The 18,324-nt window shown below is 37.9% G+C and carries 13 protein-coding genes and 1 pseudogene; 3 read left to right on the forward strand and 11 right to left on the reverse strand.

Features of this window, described 5'->3' with window-relative positions; genetic code table 11:
- Window positions 1–7 precede the first annotated feature (7 nt).
- The 5 genes from CXF85_RS09725 to CXF85_RS09750 form a co-directional block, all read right to left on the reverse strand.
- Window positions 8–1,306 (reverse strand): EAL domain-containing response regulator, encoded by a 1,299-nt coding sequence (locus tag CXF85_RS09725; protein ID WP_101228334.1) that lies wholly within the window; start codon window positions 1,304–1,306, stop codon window positions 8–10.
- Between the two features lie 331 nt (window positions 1,307–1,637).
- Window positions 1,638–2,204 (reverse strand): PEP-CTERM sorting domain-containing protein, encoded by a 567-nt coding sequence (locus tag CXF85_RS09730; protein ID WP_101228335.1) that lies wholly within the window; start codon window positions 2,202–2,204, stop codon window positions 1,638–1,640.
- A gap of 128 nt (window positions 2,205–2,332) precedes the next feature.
- Window positions 2,333–6,013, reverse strand: coding sequence for a PKD domain-containing protein (locus CXF85_RS23295; RefSeq protein WP_101228336.1), 3,681 nt, complete (start codon window positions 6,011–6,013; stop codon window positions 2,333–2,335).
- A gap of 686 nt (window positions 6,014–6,699) precedes the next feature.
- Window positions 6,700–7,143 (reverse strand): bacteriohemerythrin, encoded by a 444-nt coding sequence (locus CXF85_RS09740; protein WP_232771144.1) that lies wholly within the window; start codon window positions 7,141–7,143, stop codon window positions 6,700–6,702.
- A gap of 805 nt (window positions 7,144–7,948) precedes the next feature.
- Window positions 7,949–8,572: an HD-GYP domain-containing protein gene (locus tag CXF85_RS09750; RefSeq protein WP_101228339.1), complete on the reverse strand. Its 624-nt coding sequence runs from the start codon at window positions 8,570–8,572 to the stop codon at window positions 7,949–7,951.
- A gap of 477 nt (window positions 8,573–9,049) precedes the next feature.
- On the opposite strand from CXF85_RS09750, the gene CXF85_RS09755 reads away from it, so the two are divergent.
- Window positions 9,050–9,940, forward strand: coding sequence for a DMT family transporter (locus tag CXF85_RS09755; protein WP_198555577.1), 891 nt, complete (start codon window positions 9,050–9,052; stop codon window positions 9,938–9,940).
- Window positions 9,941–10,095: 155 nt separating this feature from the next.
- A pseudogene (locus CXF85_RS09760) lies at window positions 10,096–11,783 on the forward strand (DUF885 domain-containing protein).
- A 217-nt stretch (window positions 11,784–12,000) separates the two neighbouring features.
- Here CXF85_RS09760 and CXF85_RS09765 read toward each other — a convergent pair.
- The gene (locus CXF85_RS09765; RefSeq protein ID WP_101228340.1) at window positions 12,001–12,213 is read right to left on the reverse strand and encodes a hypothetical protein; all 213 of its coding nucleotides are present in this window, start codon (window positions 12,211–12,213) and stop codon (window positions 12,001–12,003) included.
- 352 nt (window positions 12,214–12,565) lie between these two features.
- Between CXF85_RS09765 and CXF85_RS09770 the strand changes: the two genes are divergently transcribed.
- On the forward strand, window positions 12,566–15,064 hold the full coding sequence (locus tag CXF85_RS09770) for an Ig-like domain-containing protein (RefSeq protein WP_101228341.1): 2,499 nt from the start codon (window positions 12,566–12,568) through the stop codon (window positions 15,062–15,064).
- A gap of 75 nt (window positions 15,065–15,139) precedes the next feature.
- Here the strand turns inward: CXF85_RS09770 and CXF85_RS09775 are convergent, their stop codons facing one another.
- From CXF85_RS09775 to CXF85_RS09795, 5 genes are all read right to left on the reverse strand, one after another.
- Window positions 15,140–15,355, reverse strand: a complete 216-nt coding sequence (locus CXF85_RS09775) for a transporter suffix domain-containing protein (protein WP_157829061.1) — start codon at window positions 15,353–15,355, stop codon at window positions 15,140–15,142.
- A 156-nt stretch (window positions 15,356–15,511) separates the two neighbouring features.
- The gene (locus CXF85_RS09780; RefSeq protein WP_157829062.1) at window positions 15,512–16,063 is read right to left on the reverse strand and encodes an NAD(P)H-dependent oxidoreductase; all 552 of its coding nucleotides are present in this window, start codon (window positions 16,061–16,063) and stop codon (window positions 15,512–15,514) included.
- A 35-nt stretch (window positions 16,064–16,098) separates the two neighbouring features.
- On the reverse strand, window positions 16,099–16,488 hold the full coding sequence (locus tag CXF85_RS09785) for a VOC family protein (RefSeq protein WP_101228344.1): 390 nt from the start codon (window positions 16,486–16,488) through the stop codon (window positions 16,099–16,101).
- A gap of 56 nt (window positions 16,489–16,544) precedes the next feature.
- A complete protein-coding gene (locus tag CXF85_RS09790) occupies window positions 16,545–17,000 on the reverse strand; it encodes a hypothetical protein (protein ID WP_101228345.1) in 456 nt (151 codons plus the stop codon).
- A gap of 326 nt (window positions 17,001–17,326) precedes the next feature.
- A complete protein-coding gene (locus CXF85_RS09795; RefSeq protein ID WP_101228346.1) occupies window positions 17,327–18,316 on the reverse strand; it encodes a tetratricopeptide repeat protein in 990 nt (329 codons plus the stop codon).
- Between the last annotated feature and the right edge of the window lie 8 nt (window positions 18,317–18,324).

The following is an 18,324-nucleotide window of genomic DNA, read 5'->3' on the forward strand; positions in this document are numbered from 1 at the left end:
CACAACTCTATATCTGGGGACTTAAAACTTGAACGGGTTCGCTAGATAACAATTCAATAGCTTGAACATCTTCTAAAGCACGTTCATTTATTTCTTCTTGGTAGGTTTTTTTCCAAGAATTAATGACTAAAGGTAATCGTTCAATAGGCTCTGGTTTTGCTATGTAATATCCTTGGCAATAATCACATCCTAATCGCTTAAGTAAATGCCATTGACGAGAGTTTTCAACGCCTTCCGCAATAGTTTTTAACTTGAGCCTTTTTGCTAAACGTATACAAGACTCAACAATAATAAGAGCGTTAGTATCGGTATCCATCTTTGACACAAAGGAACGGTCTATTTTCAGTTCGTTATATGGCAGTTGACTAATCTGTTCCATGGTTGAATAACCAGTACCAAAATCATCAATGGAGATATTAAAGCCGTGCATTCTAAATCGAGATAGTATTTCAAGTGCGCTGGACATGGATTTTATTGCACTTTGCTCTGTCACTTCGATAGTGATTTTTTGCTTCTTGTTGCTGTTCAATTTTTTATCTAGGTTTAAGATCATTGCCTGAACAACATCATTCTCTAAGTTCTTAGGCGAAACATTGATAGCAAGTTTTACTGCACTTAGTGCTTCAGGCAATAAATTAAGTTGTTCAATACTTTGGCGAAAAACGATCTCAGTGAGTTCTATTATTTGTTCAGATTTTTCAGCCAAGGTAATAAAGCTATCAGGCGGGATTAAACCATAGGTAGGGTGCTTCCATCTTACTAAGGCTTCATAACCGAGAAGCTCCCCTGTTTTCAGGAAAACTTGTGGTTGAAAGTAAGGTACGATTTGTTGGTTGGTAAAAGCAGCATCGAGATCAGCACTCGTTAACTCAAAGCTAAAATTACGATCAGTGCTTCGTTGCTTAACGTCAAAATATTTGAGTAAGTTTCTTAACAGCTTGACTGGCTCTACTGGCTTGCACATAGCACCAAGTACGTTAATTTTTAATTCTTTTGCCATACTGGTAGAACTGCGCAACAAACTTTCATCCATAGCGCTGCATAAAAGAATACTGCCCATGAAGTTGTTATCACCCAATTGGTGAATAAGCGCTAACCCATCCATATTAGGCATGGATAAGTCACATAGAATAACATCAAAGACTTGTTGCTTTGTCTTTTCAATAGCTTGCTGACCATCTTCGGCGGGTACAATATTCTGTATGCCGATTCGCTTTAATAGCTGTATTAATGCTAAGCGCTGAAACTTATCATCTTCCACTACTAGTACGTTTAAGCTTGCTAATTTACCTATGTGTTCTTTCATAATGCGCTAAAATACTGTCTACCAAAATTATGGCGAGAGTATAAAAAACCACCACGAACAAAGCTGTACTGATTTGTAAATCAATGGGAGTCTTTTGTTTCTTTATGATTTGATTTTTAAACGAGACAGCTAGGTAATGATACTTTTTTGTGGCTTGTCACTGATTTATAACGTTTCTATAATTATGTAGATATTATTTAGGTCTTTTGTATAAATTTTTAAAATGTTTTTTGTAGAGGGGATGAGGGGAAGATTACGTTTTTTATTGAGTAAATAGTGACATTAGGCAAAAGCAGATAAATTATCATCTATCTGCTTTAAAGTGGCTAACTTATTTTGCCTGACGGCGCATGTTGAATAAGGCAAAGCCCGCTAACATCATCATAAATACTGTACTTGGCTCTGGTACCACACTAACATTAATTGAATCTGAACCAGAAAAAACAATATCGTATTCGGTAAACGCTTCTATATTCCAAAAATCTACTAGAGCAAAATTAGACATACCTGCAGCCGTAGCTATGAGGTCAAAGCTTACTAACATAAAGTTACCATCAGCAGACATAACACTGTCAGTAAAATCGAATGACAATCCCCAATCTTGATTAGCTACTTCTAAACCATCAAACATGTCCATATCGGCATCAGGTAATAATAAGTCACTGTTAAGTGAAGTCTCATCAAAAGCCAGTATTGAGTTATCGAAGTTTAGGTCAAAATCAAACATGTCGGTTGCATCAAAATCTTGGGCATTAATGGTAACGGTAACGCTTTGTCCTACTTTGATATCATCTGCTGAGAAGTCGATGTTAAGTAAACCAGCATTAGCGTTAACGGCAAAAAGTAGCGCTACGATTGAAGTGCTTAGCGTCGTTATTGTTGTGATAATTTTTTTCATTTTTATACTCTATTATTTTTTATTACAGTGTTAAAAAAGAGATTAAGCACGATATCGCTGAACAGTTATTACTAATCAGCAGTCAGCTATAAATAAGTTGGTAGGTTTAATCTCATTAAACGATTAATCTACTGAACCGGGCGACAACCTTGCGTATCAAAATCAACGACTATAGTTGAACCAGAACTTGCACCGGTAAGCTCAATGTAACTCCAGTAATCAAGGTCAGCATTTAGCTCTAGGTAGATACAGGCTTGATTATTTGCTTCGGTTGAAGCAGCATCAAAACTACCGTTATTAATATTTACCCAGCCGCTATTACGGTAATACAGTGATAAATCACCACTACCGTGAGCAAGAGTAATTGCGACACTTGTATGTTCATTTATCTCTGGAATAGAGAAGCTTTGACGACTATCTGTACCTAAACAAGTGACAATACCAGCTTCTATCGTACCTTCAGTAAAGGCAGTCTGGTTTGCACAGCTATTCACTAAGGCACCGTAATTAACGTTAAGGGCAATTGTGTCTGTTGCCGTCATACCGTCATTATCAGTAACCGTGAGTATTACGTTATAGCTGCCAACTTGCTGATATTCATGGCTTGGGTTTGCTAAACTACTGCTTTCGCCGTCACCAAAGTTCCAGCTATAGCTAACAATACGTCCGTAGTTATCATTTGAGCCAACACTGCTAAAAGTGATTGTTTCAAATTGGTCGACGTTATCATTGCTACTCGCCATTGCTGTTGGTGGCTCTGGAGGAGGAGCAATGTTACTACAGCGATCATAAGAACAAATACTTCTCATAGCACGGACATCGCGAGAGTTAACAACGCCATCACCATTAATATCAAAAGCAGGATCTAGCTGTTCACCACGACGAACGGCTAAAGATAAAGCGCGCATGTCATCCCTATCAACATCACCATCGCCATCCATATCTCCGGCCGGATTTACGATAACTGTCGCTGTTGCCGTAGCCGTTGCGCCTTCGTTATCGGTAACCGTTAAGCTAATGTTATATTGACCTACAGCTGCGTAGCTATGCTCAGGGTTTTCTAAGTCACTGGTATTTCCGTCACCTAGGTCCCATAAGTAGCTGATAATTTGGCCATCTTCATCAATAGAACCAGCACTACTAAGCGCTAAGGCACTACCCGAAAAGGCTTGGTAGCTTGAACCTGCTTGCGCAATAGGTAATTCATTAGGCATTGAATGGTCAGCATCATCTCTGATGTCGTAATAAGCCTTAAAAGTAACGTCACTGTAAGCATCAAAAGCATCAATCATTACATTAAATATGCCACCTTCACTGAACTGACAAGTTTCTAGTGCGCCAGGACCGTCCCAAGGACGACAAGTAAATGATTCAATAGATACCGCTTTATTTTGACTAACGTGTAAGTCAGGATCACCATTTGAATCGGCAACAATTTCAATCACTACCAGTGATGCTGCCGTAGGTACGCTGAATTTATAGGTACGTGGCTCACTACCTTTAGCTGCAGATAAACCAATTTCTTCGGTTAAATAAACACGGCTACAACCGTCACATAACACCGCATCATTAGGGTTATATAAAGTGATATCAACGAGGGTATTTGTTGTACGACTTACGCCCATGTCATCAGTAACAGTCAAGCTTGCATTGTACTGACCTAACTGGTTATAAATATAAACCGGATTGATTTCTGTACTGCTATCACCATTACCGAAATCCCAAAGGTAGCTAACAATACTGCCATCTACATCTGTTGAAGAATCACCTTTGAAGTGCACTTCATGATCAAGCATCGCTTGGTGGCTAGGCGCGGTATTTGCGAAAGGAGGCTGATTGCTGTCATCACTTGTTTCATAATAAACATGTAATTCGCCATCCCAATATTCTGCAAAAGGGTCGATTAAGATATTAAAGGTACCACCTTGTGCAAACTCACAATATTCAGCTAATTTAGATGCGCTAAATGGTGCACAGTCAGCAGCTTGTGTATCAACGGCTTTATTGCGACTAACATACATATCTGGATCGCCGCCGTAAGCACCGGCAAAAACGATCACTACTTTTTCAGCAGCATCAGGGATAGTAAATTGATAGTTTTTCGGCGCTACGCCTGCGGCAGACCAAATGCCCGCTTGCTTCATAACGTGGTAGCGTTTATTTCCGGTAGCTAATAAAGGATCTTCAACCGCTAATATTTGTAAGTTAGCTTGATCATAAGCGCTAAAGGCATGTACCGTTGCATAGTATGAGTCATCTGTTTTTGGCCCTAAAACACCGATGAACTCTGGCGTGGCCGTAGACAAAAATGAAATGTAATCTGCTTTCCATGAACCATCAGCTAATGCTGTCGATTCTTGACCAGCAGAGACATACATATCAGGATCTTGACTGTAACCCGATAAGTAAAATGCTAACGCTTCAGTGCCAGCTGGCGCATCAACTACATAAGTATCAATCGCGTCTTTTACTGCTGATAAGTTATCAAAACTTGCGATAACATCGCCAGTTGGACCATTATCAACACCTGAAATGCCATCCCACGGATGATCGGCATTACTGGTGAAGTCTGTTAGACCGGTAGCCACTAAGTTGTCATTTGACCAAAGGCTTGAACGCGCATCGCCATGTAAAGCGGCGGTCATACGAGCCACTTGATGTTGAGTAAACATGGCATAGTTGCTGGTATAGTGCATGAAGTTCTCGGTATTAGTCGGTTGACCAAGACAGTTTTTAGAATTTTCATACATGTCTGTTGATAAAGACATTTGCGGGGTATCACAGCTTCTATCACCGGTTAAAGCACAGAAGGTTTCATTCGCTAACGAACAGGTGTTATCTGAAAAGGTGTGCGGTAAATTCAGCCAATGACCAAATTCGTGCGTTAATACTGAACGGAAGTTTTCATCGGTGTTATCACCAACATACCAACCGTTATAAACCACACGTGATGTGTTGGCTTGGGTCATTGATAAATCAGGATACCAAGCGACACCAGAGTTGTTGGTTGAACCATCATCATACAAGTCGTTCATAATATAAACGTTCATGTACTTAAGGTTATCCCAAGCATCGGCGGCAATTAAATCGTCAGCACCGCTGCCATTACCGTAACCTGCTTGCTCACGATCATAACGAACTATACCGTTACTATCAGCGCCACTAGGTGACTTCTTAGCAAGCACAAACTCAACATTTAAATTGTCACGAATGGCTTGAAATTGCGGAGCAATCGGGCCATCTTGTGTATTGGTGCCTTGAAAGTCTTCATTAAGGCGTTGTAGTGCATCAATAATTTTAGCGTCGGTTAAGCAGCTTTGTTCGGCATCATCACAGGCAAACATTTCACCGTAAACATGAAAAACTACCGGAATATAATAACGTCCAGCAACAGCATTATTTTGTACTGCGGTTGTCGCAAAGCTCGTGGGACTAGCCATACGGCTTCTTGTTAATGTCTTAGCTGACTTAGTTGATTTTGCCGAAAACAACGAACGTTGTTTAAGTTCTTTATTTAATTTTTTCTGTAATTTACTCCAGTCTTGACCGTTTTCATCAATGGCACAAACTTGGTTTGCAGCACTAATACGTGACTGATTAATATTGCGACTTTTTAGTAAACTTTTAGCTAGGGTATTTCCTTTCACTAATGTTTTATGTTTAACAGGCGTTGTCTGCTTGCTTGTTTTAACTTTTGACTCTTTCGCAAGGCCATTGCTTGGCGTTTGCTTTCCCGCTACAGCAGTTAACGATGCACAAAGCACCATTAACATAGACAGACTCATCACTTTATTGTTTATGAGACTCATTTTCTATCCTTGTTTATTATTATATTTTTATCTGATAGTCAGTTACTTAACTCATACCAATTGGACTGCTTTCTGTATTTGGTCTTTTCCCTAAGTTAAAAATTCACTATAAAAGCACTGGATATCAAAGGTTTGTTGTTTTTATTTATCAACTCGCTACAAACGAAATAGTGTAAATTTAATGATGATAAATTAAGCGAACTTTGTAGCGAAAAACATCATATACAATATTGTATATATTGTATATCTTGTATTTCTCATCTTTTTAACAAAAGTAACGTTATTGTAACGTTTTGGTGGTAGCAGTAAGTGAGAGGGGATAGGACTGCTGCTGGTTATAAGTAGCTGAACTAGAGGGGATAGTTATACAATTAGCGTATGAATAGTTCACACTCACTGAATCGCGTAAGCGTGCTAATACCAATTCCGTTAAATTATTGACCACTTGTACTGGCTAAAATTCTCCATGACGGCGTTGCTTTCAATCCCAATAGCCCGCTATTGGTCAATCAAGCGCCTTGCCCTGAAATATTTTCACTTCGTACAACAAGATCAGAAACTTATCGGAATTGGTATAAATAAAAAAGCTACGCTATAAATCCTAAAAGATTTACGCGTAGCTTTTTAGTGTTAACTCTTCAAAAAACGTGAAGATATGAATAATATAGCTTAGCTAATGCAAGATATTAACTATCAAACTCATCAGCACCAAGCTCTAGCAAGTAATTCCGGTACTTAGTATCTGACTCTTGGATATGATTAATTAACCAAAAAGTAAGCAAGTTAGTCACTTGTTTAAGTGAATCATGACCTTCTCTATTATAGATACTTACATACTCTTCCACTTGCTCCATCATCGCTTGGTGTTCTTCTTTGTGCGCAACTAAACCAGGATAACGATAATCTTCCATTAGTTTTTCTTCACGCTTAAAGTGATACTTAGTCCAGCTCACTAAATCTTCTAAGGCTTCACGTTCAAACTCTTCACACTGGGCATAATCGTAAGCGATGCTAAATTGGTTTAATAGGTGCAGTAATTTCTTATGGTCTTGGTCAATATATTCAATACCTATGTTGTATTCCTTACTCCACTTAATTTGCTTAATATGGCTCTGTCGTATAAGTGGCATGAGGCACAATGCTATCACCAACACCCAAGGGGTTGGGCTAACGGGATTCGTCAAAAAACTGAGAATTACCGACAGCAATATAAGTGTAGAAATAATGATAAAACTAACGGACTTGGTACGATTATTAACAATCACTATAGTAACCTTGTTTATTGTATGGAATTAAATAGAGCGACTACTCTACTCTTTAACAAGGGAACTTTGCATTTAACTGATGCTTTTATTGATCTATCACATTGTTTTTTAGTTATTTATTATTTGAGGATTATTTTTACCTAAACGGAATAACTAAACAGGCGCGCTTTCCTTATGTAGCCGGAGTTAATATTTTTATTCTGCCTCGCCAAGAAAATATGCGTAATGGTTTTCAATGATTATTGCGGAACGTAATGCACTACATTGGATTTTTATTAACGGTCTCAATAGCCTTTACTGTTGAATTTTCATTTTAGGCTATCGTAATGATCGCCATATTTAGTCGACTTTTTTATTCAAATGAAGTCGGCTTATTGGAGGTGATGGCTACGATACCTGTTTATTCGCTGATTGTTCTATTAGAAATGACACAATCAAAGTTTCATCATTCACTCTTAAAAGCTTTAAACACAAATACTCAGACAGTGGATTTTTTATGTAATACCAATTCCGATAAGTTTCTGATCTTGTTGTACGAAGTAAAAATATTTCAAGGCAAGGCCCTTGATTGACCAATAGCTGGCTATTGGGATTGAAAGCAACGCCGTCATGGAGAATTTTAGCCAGTACAAGTGGTCAATAATTTAACGGAATTGGTATAAGCAAACCGTTAAGCGAGTTCGCATTTTAAGTCAGTGATTGGTTTATCCATATCAAATAAATCAGCTTTATGTTTTTGATAAAGCCTACAACAAGCATCGACAACATCGGGTTCATACAGCAGGCCTCTATTTTTAACAATCTCATCAATAGCGGCAGACAATCCTTTTGCTTGGCGATAAGCTCTGGACGAACTCATTGACTCTACTACATCAGCAACGGCAACTATTTTTGATTCTATTAGTATTTGATCACCCGTTAAGCCATCAGGATACCCTGAGCCATCGAGCCTCTCATGATGTTGTCGAACAATAGTTGCTATTGGCCCTTCAAAATCAACGTTATTTAAAATACCTTCACCGATTACTGAGTGCTGTTTTATTAAGGCGAACTCCTCTTTTCTGAGTTCTCCTACCTTGGCAAGAATAGCGGTAGGAACTCCTAACTTACCAATATCATGGAGCGTGGCAGCGATTCTAGTATTTTCAATTTTATCTTTAGGTAAGGCAAGCTCTTGTGCAATACAGCGAGCAAGGTGGGAAACTCGACTCTGATGTTTTGAGGTATAATAGTCGCGTACTTCAATAGCCGCACTAATAACAGCAACCAATTGATATAGTTCGTGTTTATTCATAACGAATTTCCCTTTCTTATTATGTTGATAGAGTAGGTGTATTTATTCGTTTATTCTTTATTCCACATAACTATACATCAAGTCTCTTGTATTCGCTTCGCTGTGGATAGAACAAACAGTATTTACAAACTCTTCTCTTGAGTAGAAAACATCCTTTAAATGGGATAATTGAACACACATTTATATTTCTACTAGCACATCACTTTTAAGCGATGAATTAAACAGTGGCATAACCTGCTGCCATCATCAAATAAATACTACACTGATGAATCATTAGTTCGGTTAAACATATTCTCAATCAATGAAATATATTGAATTCACGGTATTTGTTATTTTTTTACTGTGCGTTAGTGTGGGCTAAGTGGATACTGACAGAATAATAACGCTTGGCTTACTATAGGTAGGCATCTTTAATAGGGTAGAATGGTTACTGTACCTTTGGCTCTCCTTCCGCTTTTCAATCAGAGTAACTAATCGATGTTCACTAGTGTAAAAAATTCAATGCCAATGAGTGTTTGGTATATGTTGATCTCGGCGTTAGGTTTTGCCTTAATGGCGGCCTGTGTAAAAGAGGTTAGCGGTTTAGGTATTCCAGTACTTGAAATTGTTGCTGCAAGGGCAATCGTCTCGGGCATTATTAGTTATGCTGACATTAAGCGTAAAAAAATCTCTCTATGGGGACATAATAAAATATTACTGATTGCACGTGGTACTGTCGGATCGTTTGCGCTGATGTTTGTTTATTATGCGGTAACAACGTTGCCTTTGGCAGAAGCTACGGTATTACAATATTTGCATCCTGTGTTTACCGCTGTGCTGGCATTGTATTTTTTGAAAGAAACCATACAACGCTCAACCATCGCTTGTATCGTTATCAGTTTGCTTGGTTTATTCATCATTATTCAACCTAATTTAGTTCAGCCGAATTTACAATTAGACAGTGTCGTTCAGTATCCGTGGATTAGTATAGGTGCAGGCGTATTGGGGGCATTTGGTAGTGCAGTGGCTTATATTATTATCAAAAAACTGACTAAAACTGATGACAGCTCAGTCATTATCTTTTATTTCCCACTGGTTGCCTTTCCCATTTCTATGATCATGCTAGGTAGTGACTTTGTTATGCCGAGTTTAGCGGCGACAGGTTTACTCATTTTAGTGGGGATATTCACCCAAGTAGGGCAGGTAGGATTAACCAAAGCACTGCACAGCGCTGATGCTAATAAAGCAACGGCTTATGCTTATGTGCAAGTATTGTTTTCAGTGTTTATTGGTTGGGCATACTTTAGTGAAGTACCTATGGCTACCACTATTATCGGCGGGGGCTTAATTATGGTTGGTGCATTAATAAATGTATTTTGGAAGCGATAGCAAGTACCACCCGTTGTGACAACACTTTGTAAATTTGCTAGCTAGCGTTCCGTCGGATTTAGTTAAAAAATTGTAAATTTATATCATTAGTGTTTGAAGTCCCTTACTATTGGCGTTTAGGATAAATCCCCTGTATAAAAATAATAACAGAGTAAATCAAATGGTTAAATAGATTTTTTAAATGGATAGGACTGTCCCTATTAACGCTAATATTACTAGGCGGTGCATTTGCATCGCATGAATGGTATGCCGAAAAACCCTTCATGCTACGAGCATTTCTTGATAGAACAGTAGTAAAACAAGCCTTTGATAGCCCAGAAATGCTGACATCTCTAGGTTTTTTGGAGTCCATAGGTATTACGGGGCATAATGCTAAACTTGATGATAATCGGCCAGAAAAGACTGATGCTCTTTTTGCTGAGATGAAAACGGTACATCAAACATTACTATCCTATGATGATAGTGGCTTAGATGAATCGCAGTTATTATCCAAAGAAATTACCCTGTATTTGCTCGACTTAATAAAGTAAAAGTTAAATTTTCTCAAAGTCTTGAAGGTTTAAAACTACGTGAAGAAAAAGGTATTCTTCCTCCACGTTTTGTTATTGACCGTGTACTTGAAGAAATGACAGCGTTTGTGAGCAAACCTGTTGAAGAAAACATTCTGTATTCATCATTACAAAAAAAATTATCTGAAGCAGAAGGCGTTTCTACTGCAGATCAAACCAGACTATTAAATTTAGCCAAAGAGGAGATTATTGCCTCTGTACATCCTGCCTATCAATTGTTTATAGATTACTTTGAAAGAGTCGCCGATAAAGCCACCACAGATGACGGCTTATGGAAGCTACCTGATGGTGATAAAGTCTATGCGCAATCACTTAAATTTTTTACTACCACAGACTATAGTGCTGATTATATTCATGACACTGGTCTAAGCGAAGTTGATCGAATTCAACTAGAAATATTGACTATTTTAGAAAAAGAGAATTATGATATTAGTCAAGGATTCACCGCTGCGATTGAAACTTTAGCCGCTAAAGATGAATTCTACTACCCAGATACCAAAGAGGGTAGAGAACAAATATTAGTGGATTATCAAACCATTCTTGATGAAATCAATGTTGGTTTAGATTCAGCTTTCCGTATTCGTCCTGAGGCGAGTATGAAGGTGCGTAGAATCCCTGAGTTTAAAGAAAAAACAGCGCCTGGTGCTTATTACCAACAGCCTTCAATTGACGGAAGTAGACCGGGCATGTTCTTTGCTAACTTATACGATATCAAAGCAACACCCAAGTACAGTATGAGAACCCTTGCATATCACGAAGGTATTCCAGGTCATCATTTTCAAATTGCCATAGCAATGGAATTAGAAGGTATGCCACTGTTTCGTCGCATGTCACCTTTCACGGCTTATACTGAAGGTTGGGCATTATATACTGAACGTCTAGCGTGGGATTTAGGTTTTCAAGATGACCCTTTTGACAATGTAGGTCGTTTATAGGCTGAGTTATTTCGTGCGGTACGCTTAGTTGTTGATACCGGCATTCATCATAAACGCTGGACTCGACAAGAAGCAATTGACTATATGGTAGCTAATACTGCTATGGTTAAAAGTGATGTTGTTTCAGAAATTGAGCGTTACATCGTTATGCCAGGACAAGCCACTTCGTATAAAGTGGGCATGATGAAAATGTTAGAGTTACGAGAGAAAGCTAAATCTAGCCTGGGTGATAAGTTTGATTTACGAGACTTTCATGATGTGATTCTAAAAAATGGCGCGGTTCCATTAGATATCTTAACGCGTTTAGTTGATCAATATATAGCAGGTAAAAATAAGTAATTAACAGTCAGTACTTATAAAAAAAAGCGGAGTTTAGCTCCGTTTTTTTATGCCTGTTCTATATTGATTTAATATCAGTTAGGCAGGCGGTTTATGAGGAGATATGAGGTTTAGATTGCCCTAACCTACAAGTATTGATAGTCCTAATAAAAATAGCGTTGTTATGGTCGCCGCTACGTTTTCGGATACATTTTTCGGAAAACTACCAATACTTGATTTATGTTTGAAAGCGCCAACCAGTAAAAATTGATAGCGGTAAATGAATTAAGGCAATAAGGCTTAGTGTCTCCAGTATAGCCATTAACAAATACAGCAAAATTAATGAGTTGCTCGTCAGCATAAATAATGTGTAAACCTGATTGTTGAGTTCAATGCCAACAGCTAGTTGACAGGTTTTACGGCCAACACTGCCATCAGCGTTACCAGGCAAACTAGCGATAAATATTCCAACGTTAAGACTACATGAGTACCGACAACCATCAACAGCCCAAAACCTATGCTAGGGGTAATTAAACACAATCAAGGCAGACGATTTAGCCATTAGGTATAAGTGACAATAATCATCAAGCCAATAATGGCTAGTCCATTATTGATTTCTCTACTCTGTTCTCAATTTATTACACTAAATAGCTATCACCGATCATAAGTGAATGGATATAGTGAATTATCAATAATATTAAATTAAAACTTTCATATATTGAAACTTTACCTAAACTAGTGAACGTCGAGTTATATAAATACCATTTTAAATATGTATATAAACATTATGTAAAGGAATGCAAATGAATAAAAACATTACAATCTCACTACTAGCGGCAGCGATTTTATCTGGCTGTGGTAGTGACTCCACTTCCACTGTGGTTGAAGATATAGCAGCTATAATACCAGTAGTTAATAGTGCTCCCAAAGCAATGAGTGATACGGCTTTAGTGCAAAATAATGAAATAACAACGATTGATGTATTAGCGAATGATACAGATGAAGATGATGATCAACTAACTATTTCATCTATTATTAATCAGCCTCAAAGTGGTACGGTAGAAATTGTTAATAATCAAATAGTTTATACACCTCAAGCAGATGTTGCGACATCAGAAACTATCACTTATGAAGTTTCTGATGGTGAATTAACCGCAGAGGCTAGCATTGAAGTAACTGTAAACCATACCATGACACTATCAGGCCTGGTTACAGACTCCCCTATTGCCAACGCATTAGTATCAATTACCATTGGCGACGACGTATTTGAAGTTGAAGCGGATGCACAGGGCAACTATACCTTACCAATTACTATTAATGATATGTCAGCACTTATTTTCATTAATGCCAAAGGTAATCCCGCCAACGGTCAAGAAAATGTAGAATTAATTGCTGTAGCGGGTAAAACCAGTACGCTACTAGCATCAGTTGATGATAATCGTCAGTTAACTAATGATGAAAATAATACAACCAATGTTACCCACGTATCTACGGCAACGTACTTATTGGTAAAAGATCGAAGTGAGAGTGGTGAGATTGCTAACGAAGAAGAATTTAACGAGTTGGCCGGTGAGATTAGCACTGAAGAACTTATTGAAACCGCTGGTTTTATTAAATTACTCGTTGACAATACTGACTTTGAAATACCTGAAGGTGAAACCGTCTTATCTATTTTAGATACTGAAGCGGTGGAAGGTGAAACGTCAACAACCAGTGACGCGATTGAAGAATACTTAGTCGAAAGTGAACTTGTTGATGAAAATGGTGAACCAACTGAAGCGTTTGAAGTCGCTTTGGAAGCCGCAGTAGAAGAAACTATCTCTGATCCAAATGTTGTTGAGCAATTTAATACAGACAGCATTGCTGGAAAAGTCATGATCGATTTATATGGCGCCAAAGAAGGTTGGAATGAATATAGTGGTACCGGTCTTAATTTTTCAGTTGACGGTACGGGTAAAAGTTATAGTTTCCGAAACAACAGTAATAGTATGGCTGGAGTAAGTAATTTTACTTGGGCAGTTGTTGGAGGTGGCCTTAATGTTGTTTATTTAGATGGATTTTATGAAAACACCGTTTATAGTAAATACCCATATGGTGATTTAGTAACCAATCATAATATTGCACAATCAGTAGTTGATGAATTAGTTACAGCTACAGATGCTGGCTTAATGGATAACTTTGTCCAATTGGAAATGATTTCGGGTAATAGCACAGAACGTTCTGTTTTACTGGCAAGTACACCAACCAGTTATCAAGTGAATGTCAGCGGTGAGTCTTTTACTGAATTAACATTACCTGCTGGTGTTGACTGGAAAGATGCAACGCCAAGAACAACAGAAACGTTTTCTCGAAATCAGATTTTAGTACATACACCAAACAGCGCATTTATAGGTAAAACTATTGATGATCTTGCCGGTGACTGGGTGCTAAATTTCGATGCGACGGTTACTGATTATAATAACCTAGAAGAAATGACTGAAGTAATGAGTGATTTGGTGACTATTAAAGGCACAGTAGCGGTTGCTCAGTTTGCTAAGCAAGAGTTCACGGCTTCACTTAACGAAGGTGTATTAGCGTTAACGAATAAAAATGTAACCTATAAATTTACACCATTTAGCTCAGAAGGTAAGGGACATCTTACAAAAATAGAAAAATGGCTTGATAACGAATTAGAATTTGTTGTCGCAAGACAAATAGCACAGTTTGATGATAGCTCTGCTGCCTTTACAAAAAACTTAGCTACCGAGCTACCTCAAGTACATTTAGCTTATATAAATGGCAGTATAGACGATGTTTGGGACGGTGATAAACTTAACTTTTTAGATGTTTGGGGCTATCACTTTGCCGCAGATGGAACATTAAATAGAGGGATTAGCGGTATGGCTGGCGAAAATAGCTGGGATGAATTTGATGTTGATCATTTTTACTTAGGTGATAACCGTTGGATTTGGGATACTAGTGGCCGTCAAGTAAATATGTATAGAGTTGATGAATGGAATGATAGACATCGTACTTGGGAAGTTATCTCGGTAGATGAGCAAGGTCGAGCGTTAGTTTTTGAACATTCAGTTTCTGGTTGGGATAGAGATGGAGATGGTGATATTGAGGATAACGAGATAGGACAATATATTCGCCCTCGTATTAATACCATCATGCTTGATGATTTAAGCCGCTGGGAAGATGAGTGGCAAACCACTATTGATGTCGGCCTCTTTACACCGATAGTTGAAGGAGCCAAAACTCAGCCAACTAAAGTAACAAAAAAAGTAACAAAAAAACAAAGAGAAATACCTGCACATTAATAATGTAGTAAGTTAAAGAGGACAAAGGCGCTCATTCAAGCGCCTTTTTTTTGCCGGTAATTTTTCATATAAAAGCTATTTTTTACTTTTAAAAATAGCTTTTATTTTCAGCCAAGCTTCCTTGCCTAATAAGGCAATAGCAGCGATAAATAAAACCTCACCAGAAATAATCAGCCCAGTGCTTGTTGTTACCATTTCACTGTTGGAAATATCCATAAATGGTAGTGCAATAATAACGCTCCAAGCCACAAAAGATAGAACTAAGCAGATATAGCCAGTTATTTTTTTCAAAATAATTCCTTCATTATGCATATTTCATTCTAATTTATATTGGCTAAAGTACGATTGTAAATTACTGACCAAAGGGATGTACTTTTGACAACGTTACCAACTCTTCTCTCACACCCGTTAATTGCTTGGCGTAGATAGTTAAACTCTTTAAACCGACTAATAAACGTGATTGTACCTGTGAGAATCTATTATCAAGTGTTGGATCCCAAGCTTGCGCCAAAAATCATCTACATTTTGAATAATGGCATGTAACGGTAACCAGGTAAGGTGACTGTTTTTGGCGGCATAACCTTTCAATAATGAAATAGGATTACTACCACCACTAGAGGCTGAAACACCGATGGCAAAAGCCGGTTTGTGACCTAGCGGTAAACCGTTGGCAGAGCCATTAGCGGTTAATAGTAATAAATTAACAAGGGCAGGGGGGATCATACCGCCCCATTCAGGCGCTATAAAAACCACCGCATCACAGGCGTATAATTGACTTAACACCTCATCTTTATTGCTAGCTAAAGTTGTTGAGTCGTCTCTACCTGAACCCTCTCTAGCGACACCATAATGGTCTAATAAAAAAGGGTAACGTGATAAATCCAACACGGATGAGTTAACACCTTGCATATCATTCAATATGTTTTTTTGCACATATTTTGCGACATCAAAACTTTTAGACTCATCTCTTTGGCTACTACTTACAACTAGAATATTCAATGACATCTCCATTAGGCATAACGACTTAACAGCTCTTATTGTTTAGCCAAGGTTTTAGTAAAATCTGCATAATATTTAAATTCAAGAACATTGCCACTTGGGTCTTTAACTATAAACTTACCCGATTCACCTTCTTTTTCTGTATTTCTTATTGTCGCAGGTAAAATAATCTCTATGGCATTATCTTCACATTTCTGTACTACAGCTGACCACTCATTTTTGTTCAAAATAGGACCAAAATGATTTATTTGAAAGGCAGGTAACTTTTCAGAAGCTTGATGAATAGTGAGTTGATGACCAAAAAAAAGTATATCAAACCAAGTTTCATTATCTCGACCTAACGAGCAACCTAAAGTATCTATATAAAAAGAACGCGCTAGCTCTTTATCGGGCACGACAAAGGATAAATGAAAAGGATGGATCATAAATATTCACTCCTAATTGTGAGTAACGATAGTAGGTAAACAATCAGTAATAGCTGTTATTTTGTTAAACGTTGTTTAAGACATATTTGATAGCCAAATAAATACAACAGCCCTGCAATAAGCCAGACAATACCTACGTAAAAAACAACATCATTCACTTTTTCGGGATGGCGAAACCATAATTGTAACGGCAAAACACCGCGAATAATACATAAGGTCGCTATAGTATAAATGGCATAGTTTACCATTGGCAGTTTATCTAGTGTGTTACTGGTAAATCCCGCGCCAGCTAAGGCATAAAGACCTAGCACAACAAAAATACCAGAGGCGAATAGAGTACCTATTGGTGCTAAATACGTACCATTCATAGCCGATTCTACAATGAGTGCTGGCGCCATTTGTGCGGCATAACATTGGGGACCAAAATAAATACAAGATAGGTGCGCAGCAGCTGTGCCCATCGCTATTAATGCAGCGAAAACTAAAAATAGTATGCCAAATTGTGGTTTCACGTTAACTCCATGTCAGTGTGTAGAGAATTATTGAGCAGATGCTTTAGCCATTACATTAGCTATTTGAATGGCTAATTTACATGAAACGTTATGGAGTTACACACGATAAAATCAGTTCTTTTTTTATTGTTATTTTGAATGACTTAAAGCGAGGTGAAAGTGAGGTAAGTGACAGGTTTATCTTTTTTTGATCTAGACAGCTCACTAAGTATTATTGGATATTCAGTCTTTAGCATTGTTGAGGATAACGGTGTACATCAAAGTGATTTATTCAATCATATACACCAATGTAAGGCCTTAAAATAGTGCCTGTTGACTGGCCTTAGTTAATAGTCAGGAGTGCGGCTTTCATTTCTTGCATCGTCAATATCTTCTGAAGACATGCCTTTGCAAGGATACGATGTTTGACCACAAGTACGGCCTCTAATTCTACTTCCCGTTGATGGTGCAAATTTAGCACTGTTTTGCTTTAAACGGACTATTAGATTTGTCATAGGATCTTTTATCTTCATTGAGTAAGAATTAACGGTAATAACTTCAATATCAAGGGTAGCATTTAGCTTGTTAATCAATGTTTGCTCTTCTGTTAACGTACTAGCAGTGAGTTTTCTTGAGTTTTCTTCCAACTCAGAAATTATTTTTTCTAGTCGCTGCCGGCTATCTTTATAATCACCCCTGACTACTTTTTCATAATAAAGGGCAGACTTTTTGATATCTTTATCAATGAAGTCTCCTTGTTGATACATTCTTGCGAGGTAATAACTTGCCTCTGCAAAGTAACTCTCACTGGCTTGCTCTAGTAAGGTTATGCCTTTTGCTAAGTTACTTTGTTCAAATTCGATGAATGCTCTATTAAACAATACAGGTCCGTAATTTTTCTCAGCTAATTTATCCAAATATTTATTTGCTAGGCTTAGGTCTTGTTCGACACCAATGCCTTTCTGATATAGCTGTGCCATGATATGAAAAGCGTGCAGGGAGTACTTAGCAGCATTTGAAGATTCATTATAAGCTGTACGCTTCAGCCAACTTATTGCCTTATCGATATCTTGTTCAACACCGTCGCCATACAAATAGCTACTACCTACAACAAGTTGTGATTTAGCATCGCCCCAGCGACCATATTTCTTTAATTGTATTAGTTGATCCTGACAGGCTTGTGATGTACAAATTTTCTGGTAATTATTTGTTAAGACTAACAGTTTGTCTTGGGCAGACACTTCAGCCTTAACTTCAGCATGAGTGATAAAAGAAGTCAGTGTTAAGCTAACTCCCGCCAAAATAATTAAACCGTTACAAACTGCTCTTAAAGACATAAATAACT

This window comes from Colwellia sp. 75C3, from assembly GCF_002836255.1.
Lineage (GTDB): Bacteria > Pseudomonadota > Gammaproteobacteria > Enterobacterales > Alteromonadaceae > Colwellia.

Bases quoted from the DNA above. Each gene is read 5' to 3' on its own strand.
- CXF85_RS09785 (WP_101228344.1), bottom strand. From the start codon at position 16,488: ATGATCCATCCTTTTCATTTATCCTTTGTCGTGCCCGATAAAGAGCTA.
- CXF85_RS09725 (WP_101228334.1), bottom strand. From the start codon at position 1,306: ATGAAAGAACACATAGGTAAATTAGCAAGCTTAAACGTACTAGTAGTG.
- CXF85_RS09770 (WP_101228341.1), top strand. From the start codon at position 12,566: ATGAATAAAAACATTACAATCTCACTACTAGCGGCAGCGATTTTATCT.
- CXF85_RS09795 (WP_101228346.1), bottom strand. From the start codon at position 18,316: ATGTCTTTAAGAGCAGTTTGTAACGGTTTAATTATTTTGGCGGGAGTT.
- CXF85_RS09740 (WP_232771144.1), bottom strand. From the start codon at position 7,143: ATGCCACTTATACGACAGAGCCATATTAAGCAAATTAAGTGGAGTAAG.
- CXF85_RS23295 (WP_101228336.1), bottom strand. From the start codon at position 6,013: ATGAGTCTCATAAACAATAAAGTGATGAGTCTGTCTATGTTAATGGTG.
- CXF85_RS09750 (WP_101228339.1), bottom strand. From the start codon at position 8,572: ATGAATAAACACGAACTATATCAATTGGTTGCTGTTATTAGTGCGGCT.
- CXF85_RS09730 (WP_101228335.1), bottom strand. From the start codon at position 2,204: ATGAAAAAAATTATCACAACAATAACGACGCTAAGCACTTCAATCGTA.
- CXF85_RS09755 (WP_198555577.1), top strand. From the start codon at position 9,050: ATGTTCACTAGTGTAAAAAATTCAATGCCAATGAGTGTTTGGTATATG.